This is a genomic window from Escherichia ruysiae (assembly GCF_031323975.1).
Classification (GTDB): domain Bacteria; phylum Pseudomonadota; class Gammaproteobacteria; order Enterobacterales; family Enterobacteriaceae; genus Escherichia; species Escherichia ruysiae.
Window position 1 is genome coordinate 274365 of sequence record NZ_JAVIWS010000001.1, and the last position, 23348, is coordinate 297712.

At 50.5% G+C, this 23348-nt stretch carries 20 protein-coding genes; 8 read left to right on the top strand and 12 right to left on the bottom strand.

From position 1 onward, the window contains the following. The 7 genes from rsxD to blr form a co-directional block, all read right to left on the bottom strand. The gene (gene rsxD / locus RGV86_RS01480; protein ID WP_032225245.1) at positions 1–1059 is read right to left on the bottom strand and encodes an electron transport complex subunit RsxD; all 1059 of its coding nucleotides are present in this window, start codon (positions 1057–1059) and stop codon (positions 1–3) included. Beyond that, positions 1060–3186 carry an electron transport complex subunit RsxC gene (gene rsxC / locus RGV86_RS01485; protein WP_137598438.1) on the bottom strand — a complete coding sequence of 709 codons (2127 nt, stop codon included), beginning with the start codon at positions 3184–3186 and terminating at the stop codon, positions 1060–1062. Further along, positions 3179–3757 (bottom strand): electron transport complex subunit RsxB, encoded by a 579-nt coding sequence (gene rsxB / locus RGV86_RS01490; protein ID WP_000991800.1) that lies wholly within the window; start codon positions 3755–3757, stop codon positions 3179–3181. Before rsxB ends, rsxC begins: the two co-directional genes overlap by 8 nt. After that, positions 3757–4338: an electron transport complex subunit RsxA gene (gene rsxA, locus RGV86_RS01495; RefSeq protein WP_000133182.1), complete on the bottom strand. Its 582-nt coding sequence runs from the start codon at positions 4336–4338 to the stop codon at positions 3757–3759. The genes rsxB and rsxA overlap by 1 nt, the downstream gene beginning before the upstream one ends. Positions 4339–4414: 76 nt before the next feature. Beyond that, on the bottom strand, positions 4415–4855 hold the full coding sequence (locus RGV86_RS01500) for a DUF2569 domain-containing protein (RefSeq protein WP_010348242.1): 441 nt from the start codon (positions 4853–4855) through the stop codon (positions 4415–4417). Between the two features lie 86 nt (positions 4856–4941). Then, positions 4942–5157 carry a transcription modulator YdgT gene (gene ydgT, locus RGV86_RS01505; RefSeq protein WP_000126621.1) on the bottom strand — a complete coding sequence of 72 codons (216 nt, stop codon included), beginning with the start codon at positions 5155–5157 and terminating at the stop codon, positions 4942–4944. A gap of 272 nt (positions 5158–5429) precedes the next feature. After that, positions 5430–5555: a division septum protein Blr gene (gene blr / locus RGV86_RS01510; protein ID WP_032155957.1), complete on the bottom strand. Its 126-nt coding sequence runs from the start codon at positions 5553–5555 to the stop codon at positions 5430–5432. 241 nt (positions 5556–5796) lie between these two features. On the opposite strand from blr, the gene RGV86_RS01515 reads away from it, so the two are divergent. Then, positions 5797–6837: an oxidoreductase gene (locus tag RGV86_RS01515; RefSeq protein ID WP_001282509.1), complete on the top strand. Its 1041-nt coding sequence runs from the start codon at positions 5797–5799 to the stop codon at positions 6835–6837. A gap of 67 nt (positions 6838–6904) precedes the next feature. Here the strand turns inward: RGV86_RS01515 and add are convergent, their stop codons facing one another. From add to malX, 3 genes are all read right to left on the bottom strand, one after another. Continuing rightward, the gene (gene add, locus RGV86_RS01520; RefSeq protein WP_000567476.1) at positions 6905–7906 is read right to left on the bottom strand and encodes an adenosine deaminase; all 1002 of its coding nucleotides are present in this window, start codon (positions 7904–7906) and stop codon (positions 6905–6907) included. A gap of 103 nt (positions 7907–8009) precedes the next feature. Further along, on the bottom strand, positions 8010–9182 hold the full coding sequence (malY, locus tag RGV86_RS01525) for a bifunctional maltose regulon transcriptional repressor/cystathionine beta-lyase MalY (protein WP_085460696.1): 1173 nt from the start codon (positions 9180–9182) through the stop codon (positions 8010–8012). 9 nt (positions 9183–9191) lie between these two features. After that, positions 9192–10784, bottom strand: a complete 1593-nt coding sequence (gene malX / locus RGV86_RS01530; RefSeq protein WP_085460697.1) for a PTS maltose transporter subunit IICB — start codon at positions 10782–10784, stop codon at positions 9192–9194. A gap of 175 nt (positions 10785–10959) precedes the next feature. On the opposite strand from malX, the gene malI reads away from it, so the two are divergent. From malI to uidC, 6 genes are all read left to right on the top strand, one after another. Further along, complete coding sequence (gene malI / locus RGV86_RS01535) at positions 10960–11988, top strand: mal regulon transcriptional regulator MalI (protein ID WP_000179525.1); 1029 nt, start codon at positions 10960–10962, stop codon at positions 11986–11988. A gap of 111 nt (positions 11989–12099) precedes the next feature. Continuing rightward, positions 12100–12867, top strand: coding sequence for a 7-alpha-hydroxysteroid dehydrogenase (hdhA, locus tag RGV86_RS01540; protein WP_085460698.1), 768 nt, complete (start codon positions 12100–12102; stop codon positions 12865–12867). A 231-nt stretch (positions 12868–13098) separates the two neighbouring features. Beyond that, on the top strand, positions 13099–13686 hold the full coding sequence (uidR, locus tag RGV86_RS01545) for a DNA-binding transcriptional regulator UidR (protein ID WP_000369705.1): 588 nt from the start codon (positions 13099–13101) through the stop codon (positions 13684–13686). 371 nt (positions 13687–14057) lie between these two features. Then, complete coding sequence (gene uidA, locus RGV86_RS01550; protein ID WP_137598436.1) at positions 14058–15869, top strand: beta-glucuronidase; 1812 nt, start codon at positions 14058–14060, stop codon at positions 15867–15869. Continuing rightward, positions 15866–17239 (top strand): glucuronide transporter, encoded by a 1374-nt coding sequence (gene uidB, locus RGV86_RS01555; protein ID WP_001075886.1) that lies wholly within the window; start codon positions 15866–15868, stop codon positions 17237–17239. Before uidA ends, uidB begins: the two co-directional genes overlap by 4 nt. Positions 17240–17277: 38 nt before the next feature. Further along, positions 17278–18543 carry a glucuronide uptake porin UidC gene (gene uidC / locus RGV86_RS01560; protein WP_085460700.1) on the top strand — a complete coding sequence of 422 codons (1266 nt, stop codon included), beginning with the start codon at positions 17278–17280 and terminating at the stop codon, positions 18541–18543. Between the two features lie 44 nt (positions 18544–18587). On the opposite strand, the gene RGV86_RS01565 is transcribed toward uidC, so the two are convergent. Then, a complete protein-coding gene (locus RGV86_RS01565; protein WP_001043388.1) occupies positions 18588–20096 on the bottom strand; it encodes a YdgA family protein in 1509 nt (502 codons plus the stop codon). A gap of 99 nt (positions 20097–20195) precedes the next feature. After that, on the bottom strand, positions 20196–21371 hold the full coding sequence (manA, locus tag RGV86_RS01570) for a mannose-6-phosphate isomerase (protein WP_085460701.1): 1176 nt from the start codon (positions 21369–21371) through the stop codon (positions 20196–20198). A 198-nt stretch (positions 21372–21569) separates the two neighbouring features. Between manA and fumB the strand changes: the two genes are divergently transcribed. Continuing rightward, complete coding sequence (gene fumB, locus RGV86_RS01575) at positions 21570–23216, top strand: class I fumarate hydratase (RefSeq protein ID WP_000066634.1); 1647 nt, start codon at positions 21570–21572, stop codon at positions 23214–23216. Positions 23217–23348: the final 132 nt, after the last annotated feature.

A 23348-nucleotide genomic window follows, 5' to 3' on the forward strand; every position in this document is an offset into this window, starting at 1 on the left:
TTATCCTTTGCGATGGCCGTAGACGCGCGGACGCGTGTAGTAATCGATCAGAGGAACCGTGATGTTCGCCAGCAAGACAGCAAAAGCCACGCCGTCAGGATAGCCGCCGAAACTGCGGATCAACCAGACTAATAAGCCCGCCAGCGCACCGAAAATCAGACGACCACGATTGGTCGTAGAAGCGGTCACCGGATCGGTCAGAATAAAGAATGCGCCGAGCATGGTCGCGCCAGACAGCAGGTGAATTTGCGGTGATGCCAGTGTTTCTGGTGAGAACAACCAGCCCAACGTTGCGCATAACGCCAGCGTTACTAAGAAGCTGACCGGAATATGCCAGCGAATCGCTTTCTGCCATAGCAACCACACGCCGCCAATCAGCCAGGTGAGGTTTACCCATTGCCAACCAGCACCCGCCAGAATACCGCTGTAGATCGGATACTGCATAATCTGCTCAACCGAATGACCGGCGCGGACAGAAGTTTTGAACGTATCCAGTGGCGTTGCCTGGCTAATGCCATCAATACCTAAGCGTAGCGTGTTCATATCACCGCCGCTGGCAGTATGACCGCTGAAGATAACCTGTATGGCGTCGATGAAGCCAGGGATGTTGACCGCAATTTCATGCGGTGGCAGCCAGCTGGTCATCTGCACCGGGAAGGAGATCAGTAAGACCACATAGCCAATCATCGCCGGGTTAAACGGGTTTTGCCCCAGACCGCCGTACAACTGTTTAGCGATGATCACCGCAAACACCGTACCCAGCACGACCATCCACCATGGTGCGAGGGGCGGAATACTTACGGCGAGTAACAGCCCTGTTAAAAGCGCCGAATTATCTTTTAAGGTTGTGGAAACAGGCTGTTTGCGCAGTTTCAGCACAAGAGCTTCGGCTAAAAGTGCACTGACCGACGCCAGGAGGATCTGAACGAGAGTACCCCAGCCAAAAAACCAAAGTTGCGCAGCGATTCCGGGCACGGCTGCGATCAGTACCAGCAACATAATGCGCGATGTCTGGCGCTGGTTATGGGTATAAGGGGAGCTAGCTATTCTGAATACCATTTAGTCCTCGTTTACAACCTTTTGCTGAGCGGCTTTTTTGGCCTGAACGCGGGCGATAGCCGCAGCAACTGCCGCTTTGCGCGGGTCAACCTGTTCTTCTGGTTCTGCGTTAGCCTGCTGCTGCTCCAGCTTGCGTGCTTTGGCGCGGGCAATAGCGGCTTCGACGGCGGCTTTGCGCGGGTCAACCTGTTCTTCTGGTTCTGAGTTTGCCTGCTGCTGTTCCAGTTTGCGTGCTTTGGCACGGGCGATAGCAGCTTCGACAGCGGCTTTGCGCGGGTCAACCTGTTCTTCTGGTTCTGCGTTTGTCTGCTGCTGCTCCAGCTTGCGTGCTTTGGCGCGGGCGATAGCAGCTTCGACAGCGGCTTTGCGCGGGTCAACCTGTTCCTGCGGCAATTCGTTAGCAGGTTGTTGTTCCAGCTTGCGTGCTTTAGCTCGAGCAATTGCGGCTTCTACTGCCGCTTTACGTGGATCAGCAACGGTTGCGGTGTCGTTAGTTTGCTGCAATTCTGCCTGTTTTGCTCTGGCTTGTGCTTTACGGGCTTCCCGTGCCGCAATAATCGCGCTGTTATCCGGGCGTTCACCCGCTTTAATCACAATCGGTTGCGTGGCCTGAGCTTGTTTTTCTTTCACACGTGCCAGTGCGGCAGCAATCGCATCTTTGTCTTTGGCTGCCGGTTGGACTGCTGCGCTCTTATGTCGTTCAAGACGCGCCGCTTTTTCGCGTTCCAGGCGTGCCTGACGAGCTTCAAAACGCGCTTTAGCTTCTGCGGCGCGTTTCTCTTCCTGACGAATGGCGGCAATCTCGGCTTTTTCCTGACGGAAATATTGCACCAGGGGAATATTACTCGGGCAAACCCACGCGCAGGCACCGCATTCAATGCAGTCGGCAATGTTATGCGTGGTGGCTTTGTCGTGCTGTTGACCTTTGCTGAACCAGTACAACTGCTGCGGCAAAAGATCCGCAGGGCAGGCATCGGCACAGGCGCTACAGCGGATGCAGCTTTGTTCTTCCTGCGGTTCGCCCAGTTCACTGGCGGACGGAGCTAACAGGCAGTTGGTGATTTTAACTACCGGTACATCCAGCCACGGTAAGGTAAAGCCCATCAGTGGGCCGCCCATTATCACCATTTGATCGGCAGAAGGGCAGAATCCGGCATCGTTCAATAAATGACGCACCGGCGTACCCAGACGCGCCCAGACGTTGCCTGGACGTGCAATCGCTTCTCCGGTCAGCGTCACCACGCGCTCGGTAATCGGTTCACCATCGATTACTGCGCGTTTTACTGCGTAAGCCGTGCCAACGTTTTGCATTAACACGCCGATATCCGACGAGCGACCGCCGTGCGGCACTTGTTTCCCGGTCAGGATGTACGTTAACTGTTTGGCGCCGCCGGAAGGATATTTGGTTGGAATCACCCGCAGAGAAATATCGTGGGAATCCGCCAGCACCGCGCGAAGCATGGAAATCGCCTGCGGTTTGTTATCTTCAATACCAATAAGAATTTCGCGCGGCTGTAAGATATGCGCAAGAATGCGAATGCCTTCCACCACCTGAGCTGCGCAATCCTGCATCAGACGGTCATCGGCGGTAATATACGGTTCGCACTCGGCGGCATTAATAATCAAGGTTTCGATTTTATCGCCGCCGCCCTGTAATTTAACGCCTGTCGGGAAGCCCGCACCACCCAGCCCGGCGACGCCAAACTGATGAATGCGTTCAATTAATTCTTCCCGGCTGCGTGAGCGGTAATCGGTCCAGCCGTCACGTGGGAACCAGCAATCTTCACCATCGGCATCAATAATCACGCTTAATTCAGCTAAGGCTGAAGGATGAGCCGTAGAGTGGGGCGCAATAGCCGTAACAATGCCAGACGTTGGCGCGTGAACTGGCAGCATTTTACCGCGACCACGGGTAAGCGGCTGGCCGCGCAATACTTTATCGCCGACGCTAACGCACAGCTCACCTTCAGCGCCAATATGCTGTTTCAGTGGAATGACAAAACGCTGCGCCAGTGGAACCTGGCGCAGGGGAGTACCGTTGGACTGGGTTTTCATCTCCGGTGGATGGATGCCGCCGTTGAAATCCCAGATTTTATTTTTTTTGAATGCAGAGAATAACTTAAGCATGGTGTTCCACGGGAATAATGCGCACGGGAATGGTGTTCAGATCCCATTTCCAGGAGTCAGGCGTTTCTGCGACCGGTTGCAACGAGATGCAGTGCGTCGGGCACGGGTCAACGCATAAATTGCAGCCCGTACAGAGCTCACTCATTACCGTATGCATGGCACGGGTAGCGCCAACGATGGCGTCTACCGGACACGCCTGAATGCACTTGGTGCAGCCAATACAGTTATTTTCATCAATAACCGCCACCATCCGCGCAGGCGTCAACTCTTGCGCATCGCCATCCAGCGGCTGCGGCTCGACATTAAGCAGTTCGGCAATTTTTAGCATTACAGCTTCGCCGCCAGGGGCGCAGCGGTTGATTTTTTCACCGTTACAGCTGATGGCTTCAGCATAGGGGCGACAGCCAGGATAACCGCACTGCCCACACTGGCTCTGCGGTAAGATTTCGTCAATTTTCTCAACGACCGGATCGTCTTCCACCGCAAAACGGCGGGAGGCATAACCCAGAATGGCGCCAAACGCCAGACCCAGCAGGCTCACGGCGGCAACGGCAATCCAGATAGCATTCATTACAACTTCACCAAACCACTAAAGCCCATAAAGGCCAGAGACATAAGACCTGCGGTAATGAGAGCAATGGCATTACCGCGAAAAGGTGCCGGGACATTAGCCACAGCAAGGCGTTCGCGAATGGCGGCGAAAAGCACCATCACCAGCGAGAAGCCGACAGCAGCAGAAAAACCGTACAGTGCCGACTGCAAGAAATTGTGTCCGAGATTGATATTCAGCAATGCCACGCCGAGCACCGCACAGTTGGTGGTGATAAGCGGTAGAAAAATCCCCAGCAGTCGGTAAAGCACCGGGCTGGTTTTACGTACCACCATCTCGGTGAACTGCACGACCACAGCAATCACCAGAATAAAGGCCAGGGTGCGCAGGTAAATCAGATCGAGCGGGATCAAAATCCACGTGTCGATAAGCCAGGCGCAAATAGACGCCAGCGTCATCACAAATGTTGTTGCCAGCCCCATGCCCATTGCGGTTTCCAGCTTTTTGGAAACGCCCATAAACGGGCAAAGCCCCAGAAACTTGACCAGTACAAAGTTATTGACCAGTACAGTTCCGACAAACAGTAACAGGTAGTCAGTCATTTTTCGGCCTGAAATAAAAAAGCCGCCTATTATCCGTTAATCCAGAGCAGGCGACAACAGGTTAACTGTAAGGTTATTACGGATTCACAAACGTCGCTTTCACCCGCGACGAGCGTTTGAAATAGGGGACGATCAATGCGGTTGCCAGCAAAGTAAACAGCAACTGGCGAACGGCGACACCATCTTCAACTGGCGAAAACGCAAAGGCTTTAACCGCCAGTAATACGGAAATCAGTAACCAGATAATATAGTGTTTAGGAACACAACGCCGGCGTTTAAAGAACGCGATAGTTAACCACAAGGTGTAATACCACATGGCAATAGCGGTAATAAACGAAACGCCCCATAAGATTTGCGTCGTCATTGTTTGTTCGCCGAGCGTTTTAAATGTTTGAGGAGAGGATAACGCTGCACAGTACAGCAACAACGCCAGCGTCGTACTCAATAGGGCGACTAACAGCCAGGCCAATGGCCCAAGCAACCAGCCTCCAATACGTTGTGGCGTTGTGGTGATCATACGTTCTCCAGAATAGCGACAGCAAACAGGCAAATCTAATTTTAGGGGCGTTATTATAAGGCTTTTATAACCAATCGCTACTTTCTTTATTGAACATAGTGCCAGACGGACTTTGGAACCTGTCCAAGGTCAAACAATCGACCGCCAGAGACCAGTTCAGCACGGCGGTGATCGGCTGCGCGATACATATTGATAATATCCTGATCGTCCGTCAGGGTGTAATTAAGGTGGTCGTAGAGTTTTTCCAGACTTTCGAGAGAATTGATTTTACGAAACTTTAATAAGTATTCCTGAGCAGTCATAAAAGATCCATAAAATAACTAATACCAAAGTGGTAGGCATTATATGTTATGATAAAATTTCACCAGCGGTGAACGCTTTTGCAATAACAATAATAAGAATGTGCTGATGGCAAATATTCAGGGATGAAATACTGCTAATAAAAGAGTAACGCGCTTTACTATTCCTGACAATCGTCAACTCCATCGAGCAAGATAATAAATTCCTGGTTTAAATACCTGTCAAGTTAAAACATGCACCCGAATGGCTGCATGTTGTCTTGCAAACGCAGAGATTACTTGTGTTGCACCTGGGTACTCTGTTCTGGCGGCTGGTAGTTGTCAATGTGACTCGCCACGCCAAGAAGAATGACTGAAACAACAAGAACGATCCAACCTGTTAATTCAATAAGACGATTCATTACTGCCCACATCTATGTTGATTGATCCATTAACTAAGGCCGTAAATGTTACTTAGCAATAATTGCGCCAGCAAGATTTTTACTGATGTTTTTGCGATATTTATCTTTTTCCTTCGGAAAATTAGCTATTTTTTTGACTTAAGTTAAATAACATCCCTTATTGCTGGCAGGTTATTAAACTGTTGAGAGAGGGTAAAGGATAGTGTCAAATAGCAATCATACTTCAATGAGAGGCAATGACATGAGCGACAACATCCGTGTTGGGTTGATTGGGTACGGTTATGCGAGTAAAACCTTCCATGCGCCCCTGATTGCGGGCACGCCCGGGCTGGAGCTGGCAGTTATCTCCAGCAGTGACGAAACAAAAGTAAAGGCCGACTGGCCAACGGTTACGGTTGTCTCTGAACCGAAGCATCTCTTTAATGATCCCAATATTGACCTGATTGTCATTCCTACGCCCAACGATACTCATTTTCCGTTAGCGAAAGCGGCGCTGGAAGCGGGTAAACACGTAGTCGTTGATAAGCCCTTTACCGTGACACTGTCACAAGCGCGAGAACTGGATGCGCTGGCAAAAAGCCTTGGACGCGTGTTGTCCGTGTTTCATAACCGTCGCTGGGACAGTGATTTTCTGACGCTGAAAGGATTACTTGCGGAAGGTGTGCTGGGTGAGGTTGCTTACTTTGAGTCACATTTTGATCGTTTCCGTCCGCAGGTACGCGATCGCTGGCGTGAACAGGGCGGTCCTGGCAGCGGTATCTGGTACGATCTGGCACCGCATCTGCTCGATCAGGCCATTACGTTGTTTGGCTTACCTGTCAGCATGACCGTGGATTTAGCACAGTTACGTCCAGGAGCGCAGTCGACCGATTATTTCCACGCCATTTTGTCCTATCCACAACGGCGGGTTATTTTACACGGCACTATGCTGGCGGCGGCAGAGTCGGCGCGTTATATCGTTCATGGCTCTCGCGGCAGCTATATTAAATATGGCCTCGATCCACAGGAAGAACGCTTGAAAAATGGCGAGCGTCTGCCACAAGAGGATTGGGGCTACGATATGCGTGACGGCGTACTTACCCGCGTTGAAGGTGAAGAACGTGTCGAAGAAACACTGCTGACGGTGCCGGGAAATTATCCGGCTTACTATGCTGCTATTCGTGATGCGTTGAATGGCGATGGAGAAAATCCGGTTCCGGCAAGTCAGGCAATCCAGGTGATGGAGCTGATTGAGCTGGGCATTGAATCCGCCAAACATCGCGCGACGCTGTGTCTGGCGTAAATAATGTAGACATTCTTGATGAGTTTAATGCCTGATACGACGCTTACGCGTCTTATCAGGCATGTTCTTATTTCCCCGCTACTTTTTCTTTCAGTGCGCGTTTTTCCTCTGCACTGAGGAAAGCCATTTCCAGACCATTAATCTGCGCCTGGCGGATTTGCTCGCGGGATAACCCAGCAGCCGGCGCGGCAACGGTATATTCGTGAATGATATCCACGCCCTGTACGCCTGGATCGTCAGTGTTAATGCTGGCACAAATACCATGCTCAAGGAACGTTTTCAGCGGATGTGCCGCCAGAGACGCTACGGTGCTGGTCTGAATATTTGAGGTCAGACAAGATTCAATACCAATTTGCTGTTCAGCGAGAAAATCCATCAGCGCCCGATCTTCAATGGCTTTTACGCCATGTCCAATACGCTGCGCCCCCAGTTCACGAATAGCCTGCCAGATGCTTTCTGGCCCGGCGGCTTCGCCCGCATGGACAGTAATATGCCAGCCTGCATCACGCGCGCGATTGAAGTGAGAAAGGAACAGACTCCCCGGGAAACCAAGCTCATCACCGGCTAAATCCAGTGCGGTAATCTGATCGCGATGAGCTAAAAATGCTTCCAGCTCTTGCTGACAGGCGGCTTCGCCAAAGGTTCGGCTCATAATTCCGATAAGTTTCGCCTGCACGCCAAAGGTGCGGCAACCTTCACGTACGCCATCAATGACTGCTTCAACGACGCCTGCGACAGGCAACTGATGCGCCATCGCCATATAACCCGGCGAAAAACGCAGTTCAACATAGTGCAGGCCATTACGGGCAGCATCTTCTATATTTTCAAACGCCACGCGACGGCAGGCGTCGAGCGTGGCAAGAACTTTAACGCCCCAGTCAAGTTTGGTCAGAAAGCTAACCAGATCGGGTTCGTTGGCGATGACCTGAACGTGAGGGATCAACGTGTCCAGGGACTGTGCAGGAAGCGAGATATTATACTGGCGGCCAAGTTCAAGAATGGTCTGGGGACGAATGTTGCCATCAAGGTGGCGATGGATATCGGTTAATGGCAGGGTGGTATCAATCATGGTCGCACTCTTTTTCTGTATATAAAAGTGCGCACCATTATAAAAACAAAACCGGGTAAAAATCTACGATTGCGCAACGATTATTTACGTTGCGCAATCGTAATCAGCGTACAGTTCGGATGGCGTTAATCAAACCGGCAATACCTTTTTCCAGTTTTGAACGCGGGCATCCGGCATTGAGACGAACAAAGCCACGACCCTCTTCACCGTAGGTATATCCCGGCATGATCGCTACTTTTTCTTGCTCAATCAGGGCTTTTTGCAATGCGTTGTCGTCGATATTCAACGGACGTAGATCAAGCCAGGCCAGATAAGTGGATTGTGGTAGCTGCCAGTTGAGTTCCGGGAATGCTGCATTCATCGTATTTGCGATATATGTCAGATTGTCTTGCAGATAGACACGTAAGGCATCCAGCCACGGCGCGCCTTGTTGATAGGCGGCAATATGGGCGGTAAGCGCCAGTACGGCTGGTGAGGACAATCCATCGCGACCTTTCAGTGCCGATAAATACGCCTCGCGACTATCGCTATTTTCAATGATGCCGTAGGCTCCGGTCAGAGCGGGTATGTTGAAGCTTTTTGAGCCAGAGGTCAGCAGCGCCCAGTTTCCGCGCGCCATGTTACTCCAGGGAATATGCGGTTGCTCGCCCCATACCATATCCATATGGATTTCATCGGAGATAACGCGCACATCATGCCGCTCGCACAGGTCTGCCATTATCTCCAGTTCGTCACAACTCCAGACCTTACCGGTGGGGTTCTGCGGGCTACACAGGAGCATAATTTTACACTCCGGTTTTGCCAACACCGCTTCCAGTTTGGTCATATCGCAAAACCAGCCGTCTGCTTGTTTCTCTAAAGCAACGGGCATCACGGTGCGCTGATTACCTTCGATGGCTTTGTAAAATGCGTCGTAAGCTGGGGTATGGATCACTACACCTTCACCGACAGCAGACCACTGGCGAATCAATTCCGACACCATATAGATAACAGAAGGACCATAAACCACCGACTGCGTATCAATGGCGGTGTTATGCTGGGTGGAGAACCAGTGGGCAATAGCCGCGAGAAACTCATCGTTTTTCCAGCGGCTGTAGCCAAATACACCGTGCATCAGACGTTGATTAAGCGCCTCGATAATGCAGGGGGCGGTGGCAAAATCCATGTCTGAAATCGTGAACGGTAACAGGTCAGCAGTGCCGAAACGGTCAGCGACATAGTCCCACTGTGTACACCATGTCCCATGACGATCCACGACCTTTGAAAAATCGAACATATTTTATCCTTATGCCTGAACAGTACGCATCAGACCAGCCATTTCGTCTTTTACTGACTGAACTTGCGGCCCGATAACAACCTGCAGGTTATGTTGATTAAGTTGTACTACGCCAATTGCCCGATTGTCCTTTAGCGCCTGTACATTAACAAGCGACATATCTTTCACTGACAAACGCAGACGGGTAATGCAGTTATCCAGGTTGACAATATTGTCGGCACCGCCTAAGGCTTCGAGGATTGCCGGAACGTTGTAACCCGATTTACCCGGCGCACCGGTAACGGCTTTTTCGATTGAGCTGGCGATTTCACTGTCGCGACCCGGTGTTTTCAGATTGAAGCGGGTGATAGCGAAACGGAAGATGACGTAGTAAACGACAAACCAGATTGCCGCCACCACTGGCACCATGTACCACTTAGTCGACAGGCCATGCAAAATACCGAACACCACAAAATCGATGATATTGCCATCGGTATTACCGATGGTGACGCCGAGCACAGACATGACGGTGAAGCCGAGGCCGGTTAACAGCGCGTGGATGACGTAGAGAACTGGCGCTACGAACAGGAACAAGAACTCCAGCGGTTCGGTGGTGCCGCCAACAACACAGGCGATCAGGCCAGAAATGAGTAGTCCTTTAATTTTATGACGGTTTTCCGGGCGAGCACAGTGATACATGGCTAATGCAGCACCTGGCAGACCGCCGAGGAACGCAGGCATTTTACCCTGGGAGAGGAAACGCGTGGCGCTTTCAGAGAAACCGTGAGTGGTCGGGCAGCTTAATTGCGCCTGGAAGATGGTGAGTGCGCCGCTGACGGTTTGTCCACAGACTTCCTGCGTGCCGCCCGCGTCAGTAAAGCGAATTAATGCCACCAGAATGTGATGCAGACCAAACGGCAATAGCAGACGTTCACCCGTACCAAACAGCATAGGTCCGAAATCACCCGCGCTGTTGATCATATGACCTAAGCCGCTAATACCCATGGCAAAAATCGGCCAGACTAACGGAATCACCAGACCGACAAGCCCCATCACCAGCGAGGAGATAATTGGCACGAAGCGGGTACCGCCGAAGAATGCCAGCGCATCCGGCAGGCGGATATTATGAAAACGCTCATGCAGCATCCAGACGATAATACCGGCGATCACCGCACCGAGGATCCCGGTGTCGATCGACTGGATCCCAAGAATGCTCTGGATGTTATTGGCTTTCAGAACGGCGGCGTCTGTGGTTGGCAGAATGCCTTTATTGGTCAACCAGAAGTTAACCGCCAGGTTCATTACCGCATAACCCACGAAACCAGCGAATGCCGCTACGCCTTTGTTCTCGCGCGCCAGCCCTAGCGGGATCGCAATACAGAACATCACCGGCAGAAAGCTAAAAGCGAACGAGCCAATTTTACTCATCCAGGTAAATATAGCCTGCAACACGGGGTTACCCAATGCCGGGATGAGGGTGATGACATCATGGCTACTAAGGGAACTACCAATCCCTAACATAATGCCGCAAAACGACAGCAATGCGACGGGTAACATAAAGGTTTTGCCTAACTGCTGGAAAAATTCCCACAGCGTGACTTTCGGTGCTGTTTTCGCCGTCATAAAACGACTCCTTGTTAAGAACAGTCTGGATTCAATAAATTGCGCGAGAAGATAAAACGTTTTATCAAACTTTAGTGAGGCATAAATCACATTACGCGACGATAATAGCGGGTATAAGATAAATTAAAGGTAAAACGTTTTATCTGTCACAAAAATCAGGGAGTAGGTCATCTGTATGGCTACCGCCAAAAAAATCACCATTCATGATGTTGCGCTGGCTGCGGGCGTGTCGGTCAGTACCGTTTCGCTGGTACTTAGCGGGAAAGGACGAATATCTACCGCTACGGGGGAACGGGTTAACGCAGCGATTGAAGAGCTGGGATTTGTGCGCAATCGCCAGGCGTCGGCACTGCGCGGCGGGCAAAGCGGCGTCATTGGTTTGATCGTCCGTGATTTATCTACGTCATTTTACGCTGAATTAACGGCCGGATTGACGGAAGCTCTGGAGGCGCAGGGGCGGATGGTTTTTTTGCTTCACGGCGGTAAAGACGGCGAGCAGTTGGCACAGCGGTTCTCACTGTTGCTCAACCAGGGCGTCGATGGTGTAGTGATTGCCGGTGCGGCGGGAAGCAGCGATGGCCTGCGGCGGATGGCAGAAGAAAAAGGTATCCCGGTGATTTTCGCTTCCCGTGCCAGTTATCTTGATGATGTCGATACGGTTCGCCCGGACAACATGCAGGCTGCGCAGTTATTGACGGAGCATCTCATTCGCAATGGACATCAGCGTATCGCCTGGTTGGGAGGGCAAAGTTCCTCATTAACCCGCGCGGAGCGGGTGGGGGGATATTGCGCGACATTATTAAAATTTGGCCTGCCGTTTCACAGCGATTGGGTACTGGAGTGCACTTCCAGCCAGAAACAAGCTGCGGAAGCTATCACAGCACTTTTGCGCCGTAACCCGACTATCAGCGCCGTGGTTTGCTATAACGAAACTATTGCGATGGGGGCATGGTTTGGTTTGCTGAAAGCAGGGCGGCAAAGCGGGGAGAGCGGAGTCGATCGTTACTTTGAGCAACAGGTTTCGCTGGCGGCATTTACCGATGCGACGCAAACCACACTTGATGACATACCCGTTACCTGGGCAAGTACACCTGCGCGGGAACTTGGTACAACACTTGCGGATCGCATGATGCAAAAAATCACCCATGAAGAGACGCACTCACGCAATCTTATTATTCCCGCCCGGCTCATTGCGGCGAAATAATCCTCTCTTTATCTGCTATACCTGGTAGTGTCCTTTCCTCAAGGTTAATGATAAAAAATGTGGCACACAGGCGGTGCCTTTTATTTTTACTGAAGTTCACAGGAGGTTTATGTGTTTAATTCTGACAACCTGAGACTCGACGGAAAATGTGCCATCATCACAGGTGCCGGTGCAGGTATTGGTAAAGAAATTGCCATTACATTCGCGACAGCTGGCGCATCTGTGGTGGTCAGTGATATTAACGCCGACGCAGCTAACCATGTTGTAGATGAAATTCAACAACTGGGTGGTGAGGCATTTGCCTGCCGTTGTGATATTACTTCCGAACAGGAACTCTCTGCACTGGCAGACTTTGCCGTCAGTAAGCTGGGTAAAGTTGATATCCTGGTTAACAACGCCGGTGGCGGTGGTCCTAAACCGTTTGATATGCCAATGGCAGATTTTCGCCGCGCTTATGAACTGAATGTCTTTTCTTTTTTCCATCTTTCACAACTCATTGCGCCAGAAATGGAAAAAAATGGCGGTGGCGTTATTCTGACTATCACTTCCATGGCGGCAGAAAATAAAAATAAAAACATGACCTCGTATGCGTCATCTAAAGCTGCGGCCAGTCATCTGGTCAGGAATATGGCGTTTGACCTGGGTGAGAAAAATATTCGGGTGAATGGTATTGCGCCGGGAGCAATATTAACGGATGCCCTCAAATCCGTTATTACACCAGAAATCGAACAAAAAATGTTGCAACACACGCCAATCAGACGTCTGGGCCAACCGCAAGATATTGCTAATGCGGCGTTGTTCTTGTGTTCACCCGCAGCCAGCTGGATAAGCGGACAAATTCTCACTGTCTCCGGCGGTGGGGTACAGGAACTCAATTAATTCGAATAACCCGGAAAACAACGCAACTCAGCGTTGTTTTCCGATGCTGATGGGTTATCAGAAAAATGCATCTATCTCGCTAGTGGTTGCTATATTTCGATTACTGGTTGACCAATTATCGTGTGAATAATACTCGAATGCGGGGGGCTTCGCACATTTGACCTGCAATGTTAGGCGCTTGCATGGCAAAGCGGTAAACTACTTATTCACGCTAACTATAATGGTTTAACGATGGATAACATGCAGACTGAAGCACAACCGACACGGACCCGGATCCTCAATGCTGCCAGAGAGATTTTTTCAGAAAATGGATTTCACAGTGCCTCGATGAAAGCCATCTGTAAATCTTGCGGCATAAGCCCAGGAACGCTCTATCACCATTTCATTTCTAAAGAAGCCCTGATTCAGGCGATTATCCTTCAGGATCAGGAGAGGGCGGTGATCCGCTTCCGCGAACCTATCGAAGGGATTCATTTCGTTGACTATATGGTCGAGTCGATAGTTTCTCTCACTCATGAAGCCTTTGGACAGCGGGCGCTGGTGGTCGAGATTATGGCGGAAGGGATGCGCAATCCACAGGTCGCCGCCATGCTTAAGAATAAGCATCTGACGATTACGGAGTTTATCGCCCAGCGTATGCGCGATGCCCAGCAAAAAGGTGAGATAAACCCTGACATCAACACGGCAATGACCTCTCGCTTACTGCTGGATTTGACCTATGGCGTACTGGCCGATATCGAAGCCGAAGACCTGGCTTGTGAAGCGTCATTCGCCCGGGGATTACGCGCGATGATTGGTGGTATTTTAACTGCATCCTGATTCTGTCTTTTCGCGGGGCGGTGAAGACTGGCCCGCTTAATCCTGCATAGAAACTCTTTCCGTTTCGTCACAAAACCACCGTTAACACATACACAGTAGCCATATGACACGTGAATTTACCATTTAAAATCTATTCGAATGAACGTTCGATTGCTTATTTTGTGGCTTCTGTCAACGCTGTTTTAAAGATTAATGCGATCCGTATCACGCTGTGGGTATTGCAGTTTTTGGTTTTTTGATCGCGGTGTCAGTTCTTTTTATTTCCATTTCTCTTCCATGGGTTTCTCACAGATAACTGTGTACATCACAAAATTGGTTAACTAATCAGATTAAAGGTTGACCAGTATTTTTATCTTAATGAGGAGTCCCTTATGTTACGTCCTGTAGAAACCCCAACCCGTGAAATCAAAAAACTCGACGGCCTGTGGGCATTCAGTCTGGATCGCGAAAACAGTGGAATTGATCAGCGTTGGTGGGAAAGCGCATTACAAGAGAGCCGGGCAATTGCTGTGCCGGGCAGTTTTAACGATCAGTTCGCCGATGCGGATATTCGTAATTATGTGGGTAACGTCTGGTATCAGCGCGAAGTCTTTATACCTAAAGGTTGGGCGGGCCAGCGTATCGTGCTGCGTTTCGATGCGGTCACTCATTACGGCAAAGTGTGGGTAAACAATCAGGAAGTGATGGAGCATCAGGGGGGATATACGCCGTTTGAAGCCGATGTCACGCCATATGCTATTGCCGGGAAAAGTGTACGTATCACCGTTTGTGTGAACAACGAACTGAACTGGCAGACTATCCCGCCGGGAATGGTGATTACCGACGAAAACGGTAAGAAAAAGCAGTCTTACTTCCATGATTTCTTTAACTACGCCGGGATCCATCGCAGCGTAATGCTCTACACCACGCCGAACACCTGGGTGGACGATATCACCGTGGTGACGCATGTCGCGCAAGCCTGTAACCACGCGTCTGTTGACTGGCAGGTGGTGGCCAATGGTGATGTCAGCGTTGAACTGCGTGATGCGGATCAACAGGTGGTTGCAACTGGACAAGGCACCAGCGGGACTTTGCAAGTGGTGAATCCGCACCTCTGGCAACCGGGTGAAGGTTATCTCTATGAACTGTGCGTCACAGCCAAAAGCCAGACAGAGTGTGATATCTACCCGCTGCGCGTCGGCATCCGGTCAGTGGCAGTGAAGGGCGAACAGTTCCTGATCAACCACAAACCGTTCTACTTTACTGGCTTTGGCCGTCATGAAGATGCGGATTTGCGCGGCAAAGGATTCGATAACGTGCTGATGGTGCACGATCACGCATTAATGGACTGGATTGGAGCCAACTCTTACCGTACCTCGCATTACCCTTACGCTGAAGAGATGCTCGACTGGGCAGACGAACATGGCATTGTGGTGATTGATGAAACTGCAGCTGTCGGCTTTAACCTCTCTTTAGGCATTGGTTTCGAAGCGGGCAACAAGCCGAAAGAACTCTACAGCGAAGAGGCGGTCAACGGGGAAACCCAGCAAGCGCACTTACAGGCGATTAAAGAACTGATTGCGCGTGACAAAAACCACCCTAGCGTGGTGATGTGGAGCATTGCCAATGAACCGGATACCCGCCCGCAAGGTGCACGGGAATATTTCGCGCCACTGGCGGAAGCAACGCGTAAACTCGACCCGACGCGACCGATCACCTGCGTCAATGTGATGTTCTGCGACGCTCACACCGATACCATCAGCGATCTCTTCGATGTGCTGTGTCTTAACCGTTATTACGGTTGGTATGTACAAAGCGGCGATTTGGAAACGGCAGAGAAGGTACTGGAAAAAGAACTTCTGGCCTGGCAGGAGAAACTGCATCAGCCGATTATCATCACCGAATACGGCGTGGATACGTTAGCCGGTCTGCACTCGATGTACACCGACATGTGGAGTGAAGAGTATCAGTGTGCATGGCTGGATATGTATCACCGCGTCTTTGATCGCGTCAGCGCCGTCGTCGGTGAACAGGTATGGAATTTCGCCGATTTTGCAACCTCGCAGGGCATTTTGCGCGTTGGCGGTAACAAGAAAGGGATCTTCACCCGCGACCGCAAACCGAAGTCGGCGGCTTTCTTGCTGCAAAAACGCTGGACTGGCATGAACTTCGGTGAAAAACCGCAGCAGGGAGGCAAACAATGAATCAACAACTCTCCTGGCGCACCATCGTCGGCTACAGCCTCGGTGACGTCGCCAATAACTTCGCCTTCGCAATGGGGGCGCTCTTCCTGTTGAGTTACTACACCGACGTCGCTGGCGTCGGTGCCGCTGCGGCGGGCACCATGCTGTTACTGGTGCGGGTATTCGATGCCTTCGCCGACGTCTTTGCCGGACGAGTGGTGGACAGTGTGAATACCCGCTGGGGAAAATTCCGCCCGTTTTTACTCTTCGGTACTGCGCCGTTAATGATCTTCAGCGTGCTGGTATTCTGGGTGCCGACCGACTGGAGTCATAGCAGCAAAGTTGTGTATGCATATTTGACCTACATGGGTCTCGGGCTTTGCTACAGCCTGGTGAATATTCCTTATGGTTCACTTGCTACCGCGATGACCCAACAACCGCAGTCCCGCGCCCGTCTGGGCGCGGCTCGAGGAATTGCCGCTTCGCTGACATTTGTCTGTCTGGCTTTTCTGATAGGACCGAGCATTAAAAACTCCAGCCCGGAGGAGATGGTGTCGGTGTACCATTTCTGGACGATTGTACTGGCAATTGCCGGTATGGTGCTTTACTTCATCTGCTTCAAATCGACGCGTGAGAATGTGGTACGTATCGTGGCGCAGCCGTCCTTGAAGATCAGTCTGCAAACGCTGAAACGGAATCGTCCGCTGTTTATGTTGTGCATCGGTGCACTGTGTGTGCTGATTTCGACCTTCGCGGTCAGCGCATCGTCGTTGTTCTATGTTCGCTATGTGCTGAATGACACCGGTCTGTTTACTGTACTGGTACTGGTGCAAAACCTGGTCGGTACAGTGGCGTCGGCACCGCTGGTGCCAGGAATGGTCGCCAGGATCGGTAAAAAGAATACTTTCCTGATTGGCGCTCTGCTGGGGACCTGCGGTTATTTGCTGTTCTTCTGGGTTTCCGTCTGGTCGCTGCCAGTGGCGTTGGTCGCGTTAGCCATCGCTTCAATTGGTCAGGGCGTTACCATGACCGTGATGTGGGCGCTGGAAGCTGATACCGTAGAATACGGTGAATACCTGACCGGCGTGCGAATTGAAGGGCTTACCTATTCGCTATTCTCATTTACCCGCAAATGCGGCCAGGCAATAGGCGGTTCAATTCCCGCCTTTATTTTGGGATTAAGCGGATATATCGCCAATCAGGCGCAAACGCCGGAAGTTATTATGGGCATCCGTACATCAATAGCCTTAATACCTTGCGGATTTATGCTACTGGCATTCGTCATTATCTGGTTTTATCCGCTCACGGATAAAAAATTCAAAGAAATCGTGGTTGAAATTGATAATCGTAAAAAAGTGCAGCAGCAATTAATCAGCGATATCACTAATTAATATTCAATAAAAATAATCAGAACATCAAAGGTGCAACTATGAGAAAAATAGTGGCCATGGCCGTTATTTGCCTGACGGCTGCCTCTGGCCTTACCTCTGCTTACGCGGCGCAACTGGCTGACGATGAAGCGGGACTACGCATCAGACTGAAAAACGAATTGCGCAGGGCTGATAAGCCCAGTGCTGGCGCGGGAAGAGACATTTACGCATGGGTACAGGGAGGATTGCTCGATTTCAATAGTGGTTATTATTCCAATATTATTGGCGTTGAAGGCGGGGCGTATTATGTTTATAAATTAGGTGCTCGTGCTGATATGAGTACCCGGTGGTATCTTGATGGTGATAAAAGTTTTGGCTTTGCCCTGGGGGCAGTAAAAATAAAACCCAGTGAAAATAGCCTGCTTAAATTAGGTCGCTTCGGGACGGATTATAGTTATGGTAGCTTACCTTATCGTATTCCGTTAATGGCTGGCAGTTCGCAACGTACATTACCGACTGTTTCTGAAGGAGCATTAGGTTATTGGGCTTTAACGCCAAATATTGATCTGTGGGGAATGTGGCGTTCACGAGTATTTTTATGGACTGATTCAACAACCGGTATTCGTGATGAAGGGGTGTATAACAGCCAGACGGGAAAATACGATAAACATCGCGCACGTTCTTTTTTAGCCGCCAGTTGGCATGATAATACCAGTCGCTATTCTCTGGGGGCATCGGTACAGAAAGATGTTTCCAATCAGATACAAAGTATTCTTGAGAAAAGCATACCGCTCGACCCGAATTATACGTTGAAAGGGGAGTTGCTCGGCTTTTACGCGCAGCTCGAAGGTTTAAGTCGTAATACCAGCCAGCCCAATGAAACGGCGTTGGTTAGTGGACAATTGACCTGGAATGCGCCGTGGGGAAGCGTATTTGGCAGTGGTGGTTATTTGCGCCATGCAATGAATGGTGCCGTGGTGGATACCGACATTGGCTATCCCTTTTCATTAAGTCTTGATCGTAACCGTGAAGGAATGCAGTCCTGGCAATTAGGTGTCAACTACCGTGTAACTCCGCAATTTACGCTGACATTTGCACCGATTGTGACTCGCGGCTATGAATCCAGTAAACGAGATGTGCGGATTGAAGGCGCGGGTATCTTAGGTGGTATGAACTATCGGGTCAGCGAAGGGCCGTTACAAGGGATGAATTTCTTTCTTGCCGCCGATAAAGGGCGGGAAAAGCGCGATGGCAGTGCGCTGGGCGATCGCCTGAATTACTGGGATGTGAAAATGAGTATTCAGTATGACTTTATGTTGAAGTAAGAAATAACGCCGGAGAGAAAAATCTCCGGCGTTTTGGCTGTGAATTACTGCTGCGGAATAGCGGGTACAGCCGGAACGTTTAATGCCGGCATCGCAAACATCCCAACAAAATCTTCCAGTGGCATTTTCTGCCCGTTTAACGTGATCTGACCGTTAGCATATTGCAGGCTGGTGGTGATGGTATTGTCCTGCAAGGTGGTCAGACGGAACATCTGCCCCATTGCTGATGCTCCTTCAACTTGCTGTTTCGCCAGTTTTTTCGCTTGATCTTCCTGATAACCTTCCAGCTTCGCTACCTGGGTCATCAGCTCAGTTGCCATATCGACCGGAATGGTTAGTTTTGCCTCCAGAGACTTAACCGAGCGATCAACTTCCTGAGCCAGTGTCTGCGGCGCTTCTTTAGTCGTTGCCGGATCTTTCAGGAACAGCGACAGATTCAGCGCACTTTCACCCTGACTGTTTTTCCAGCTTAACGGAGCGACAGTTATCACCGGATCGCCTTTCAACATCAGCGGCAGGGCGCTAAAGAAGGCTTCCGTCACTTTCTCCTGATAAAGTTCGGGATTGTTGGCAATCTCTGGCTGTGCCAGCAGAGCCTGGGTTTGCGCGTTATATTGCTGGCTAAACTGGTGCCAGGCTTCGCCATCAATCTGACCAACTTTTAAAGTCAGCTTGCCGCTGCCCAGATCCTGATTCTGTACTTTCAGGCTGTTTAGCGAGTAATCCAGTTGGCTATTGATCGTTTTACCGTCATTGACCAGGTCTGATTTACCGCTGATCTCCATGCCTTCCAGCAGTGCCAGTTCTTTGCCTTCTACCGAAATGGTCATTTTTTCCAGTGACAGTTTTTGGTTACCCACGCGCTCACCAAAACTTGCCAGTGTGCTGGAACCGTCGGTTTTCAGATTATTAAAGGTCAACTGCACTTTCTGGTTGTATTCGTTAACCGCATCCACCCGGCCGCTTTGTGCCTCCCCGGAAAGGGAGATAGCTTTGCCGTCTCTGTCAGCATTTAACTGGAACTCGCCGCCGCTAAAGGCGACTTTTTCATCTTTTTGTTCGTAATTCAGTGGCTTGAGAGAGATATCTGAGCTGGAATCACCGCTGTAACCAATGCGGGAGTTAATCTCAAAAGGTGTTTCTCCTTTTGCCATATCAAACAGTGGCTTGCTCACATTGTTGTTGACAAGCGTGGTTTGAATCGACGCCATCGACGGGATCAGATTCAGTTTTTTAAGCTGGGCCAGGGGAAAGGGACCATGATCAACCGATTCGTTGAAGATGACGCTCTGACCGCTTTTAATCCACGGATTTTCTTTCCCGGCAACGGGTTTCACCACCAGCTGTAACTGGCTGCTGAACACGCCGCGATGATAGTTTTGATAACTCACTTCCAGGTTGGATTCAGGAGCCGTCAGTTTAAGTTGCGCATTCGCCTGCGCGACCATGTCCTCGAGATGGGTTTCTATTTTCTTGCCTGTGTACCATGCGCCGCCTGTCCAGACTACGCCGAGCGCAACAATGACGCCTACCGCTACCAGCGATTTATTCATAGTGATTATCCATAAAATGAAATCAGGCGGACTGGCCGCCTGAAGTGTTATAAGCCTTTAATAAGCTTAGCAAGAGATGTTAATTTTTTCAGTAAGCTCTTACAGCTTGTTGTAAACACGGGCTAAACGTCCGTGGCCTTTCACTGTCACCGGTGACTCGTTGGCGGCAATAAACGCTGATTCACCCGGTTTAAGCGGTAACTGCTGAGAACCTTTACACAGAGTTGCTTCACCTTCAACGCAGAACAAAATGGCGGCACTTTGCTGGCTGATAGTGGTTTCTTTATCACTAAGATCATGCAGCGAGAAGGCAAAATCATCCACTGGAATCGGGAAGTCCAGTTCTGCACCTTGCTTCACCGGCTGGGTCAACAACTGGTTAGCTGGTTTGGCTTCGAACTTCACGTTGGCAACCAGCTCAGGAATATCAATATATTTTGGCGTCAGACCCGCACGCAGCACGTTATCAGAGTTCGCCATCACTTCCAGCGCCACGCCTTGCAGGTAGGCGTGCGGTGTTTCAGCGAACAGGAACATCGCTTCGCCAGGGTTCAGTTTCACCACATTCAGCAACAGCGGGGAGAACAGACCGCTGTCATCCGGGTAAAATTCAGAAATTAAACGAATCGTTTGCCACGGTTCACCCTGCTGGCTGTCGAGGGCCGATTTTAAAATCGCCAGCGCGCGGGATTTTTCTTCACCCTGCATATTCAACAGGCTGGCGAACAGGTCGCTTAAACGTTCTGCACTGGGCTGCTGTAAAAAGTGAGCAATCGCCGGATGCGCGCCCGCGACAGGCTGGAGCAGGGAGACAATCTCGGAGAACTCACGAAACGCGTTCATCGCGAGGAATGGTGTCAGGGCAAAAACCAGCTCCGGCTTGTGGTTAGGATCTTTATAGTTACGCTCGGCGGCATCCATCGGAATACCTGCGGCATTTTCTTTAGCAAAACCGATTTCAGAATTGCGTTTGTTCGGATGAACCTGAATGGAGAGCGGCTGAGCTGCGCATAATACTTTGAACAGGAAAGGCAGTTCGCCAAAGCGTTTGGCAACGGCCTCTCCAAGCAGAGTCGATTTGTCACTCTCAATCACATCACGCAGTGAAACGATATCTCCGGCAGCATTGTGCACACGGGAACTGCTTTTCGGATGTGCCCCCATCCACAGCTCGGCCATCGGTTGGCTGGACGGATTTTCCATACCATAAAGTTCAGTCAACGCCGTTTTGCTGCCCCAGGCATAGTTTTGCACTGAGTTAATGAGTTTTTGCATGATCAATCCCTGTTTAAATGTGGAAATTAATCCCGCTATTAAAGCAAGAATCCTACGGGAAGTAACCTGGAGCCGCAAAAAGTCGTACTTGTCTCAGTTTTTGTTAAAAAAGTGTGTAGGATATTGTTACTCGCTTTTAACAGGGCAACGGAACACCCGCCCAGAGCATAACCAAACCAGGCAGTAAGTGAGAGAACAATGTCAAACAAACCCTTTCATTATCAGGCTCCTTTCCCACTCAAAAAAGATGATACCGAGTATTACCTGCTGACCAGCGAACACGTTAGCGTATCTGAATTTGAAGGGCAGGAGATTTTGAAAGTCGCACCCGAAGCGTTAACTCTGTTGGCGCGTCAGGCGTTTCATGATGCGTCGTTTATGCTGCGTCCGGCTCACCAACAACAGGTGGCCGACATTCTGCGTGACCCGGAAGCCAGCGAAAATGATAAATATGTGGCGCTGCAATTCCTGCGTAACTCCGATATCGCGGCAAAAGGCGTTCTGCCAACCTGTCAGGACACTGGCACCGCGATTATCGTTGGTAAAAAAGGGCAGCGCGTATGGACCGGTGGCGGTGACGAAGCGGCGCTGGCGCGCGGTGTCTATAACACTTATATCGAAGATAATCTGCGCTACTCGCAAAACGCGCCGCTGGATATGTATAAAGAGGTGAATACCGGCACCAATCTGCCAGCGCAGATCGATCTTTATGCCGTTGATGGCGACGAGTACAAATTCCTCTGTATCGCCAAAGGTGGCGGTTCGGCAAACAAGACGTATCTCTATCAGGAAACCAAAGCGTTATTGACGCCGGGGAAACTGAAAAATTACCTGGTTGAGAAAATGCGCACGCTGGGTACGGCGGCGTGTCCTCCGTATCATATTGCGTTCGTTATTGGCGGAACGTCTGCGGAAACTAACCTTAAAACGGTGAAACTGGCTTCCGCTAAATACTATGACGAACTGCCAACGGAAGGGAATGAGCACGGTCAGGCGTTCCGCGATGTGGCGCTGGAAAAAGAATTGCTGATCGAAGCGCAAAATCTTGGACTGGGCGCGCAGTTTGGTGGTAAATACTTCGCTCACGACATCCGCGTGATTCGCCTGCCGCGTCATGGTGCATCCTGCCCGGTCGGAATGGGCGTCTCCTGTTCTGCTGACCGTAATATCAAAGCGAAGATCAACCGTCAGGGGATCTGGATCGAAAAACTGGAACATAATCCAGGCAAATATATTCCGGAAGAGCTGCGCAAAGCGGGAGAAGGCGAAGCGGTTCGCGTTGACCTTAACCGTCCGATGAAAGAGATCCTCGCACAGTTGTCGCAGTATCCCGTTTCTACGCGCTTATCGCTTAACGGCACGATTATCGTCGGTCGTGATATTGCCCACGCCAAACTGAAAGAGCGCATGGACAACGGCGAAGGGCTACCGCAATACATCAAAGATCACCCGATTTACTACGCGGGTCCGGCAAAAACGCCAGAAGGTTATGCTTCCGGTTCTCTTGGCCCAACGACCGCCGGACGGATGGATTCTTATGTCGATCAACTGCAAGCGCAGGGCGGAAGTATGATCATGCTGGCGAAAGGCAACCGCAGCCAGCAGGTGACGGATGCCTGTAAAAAACACGGTGGCTTCTACCTCGGCAGTATTGGCGGCCCGGCGGCAGTGCTGGCGCAGGGCAGTATTAAGAGTCTGGAATGTGTTGAGTATCCTGAACTGGGAATGGAAGCGATCTGGAAAATTGAAGTGGAAGATTTCCCGGCGTTTATTCTTGTGGATGATAAAGGAAATGACTTCTTCCAGCAGATACAGCTCACGCAGTGCACCCGCTGCGTGAAATAAACAGAGCCGCCCTTCGGGGCGGCTTTTTTACATGGCACGAAAGACCAAACATTTGTTATCAAATAGTAAATAATGAGTGAGCTAAAAGTTGCTTAACGTAAGCAAAACAGAAAGAAAAAATTAATCAGGTGA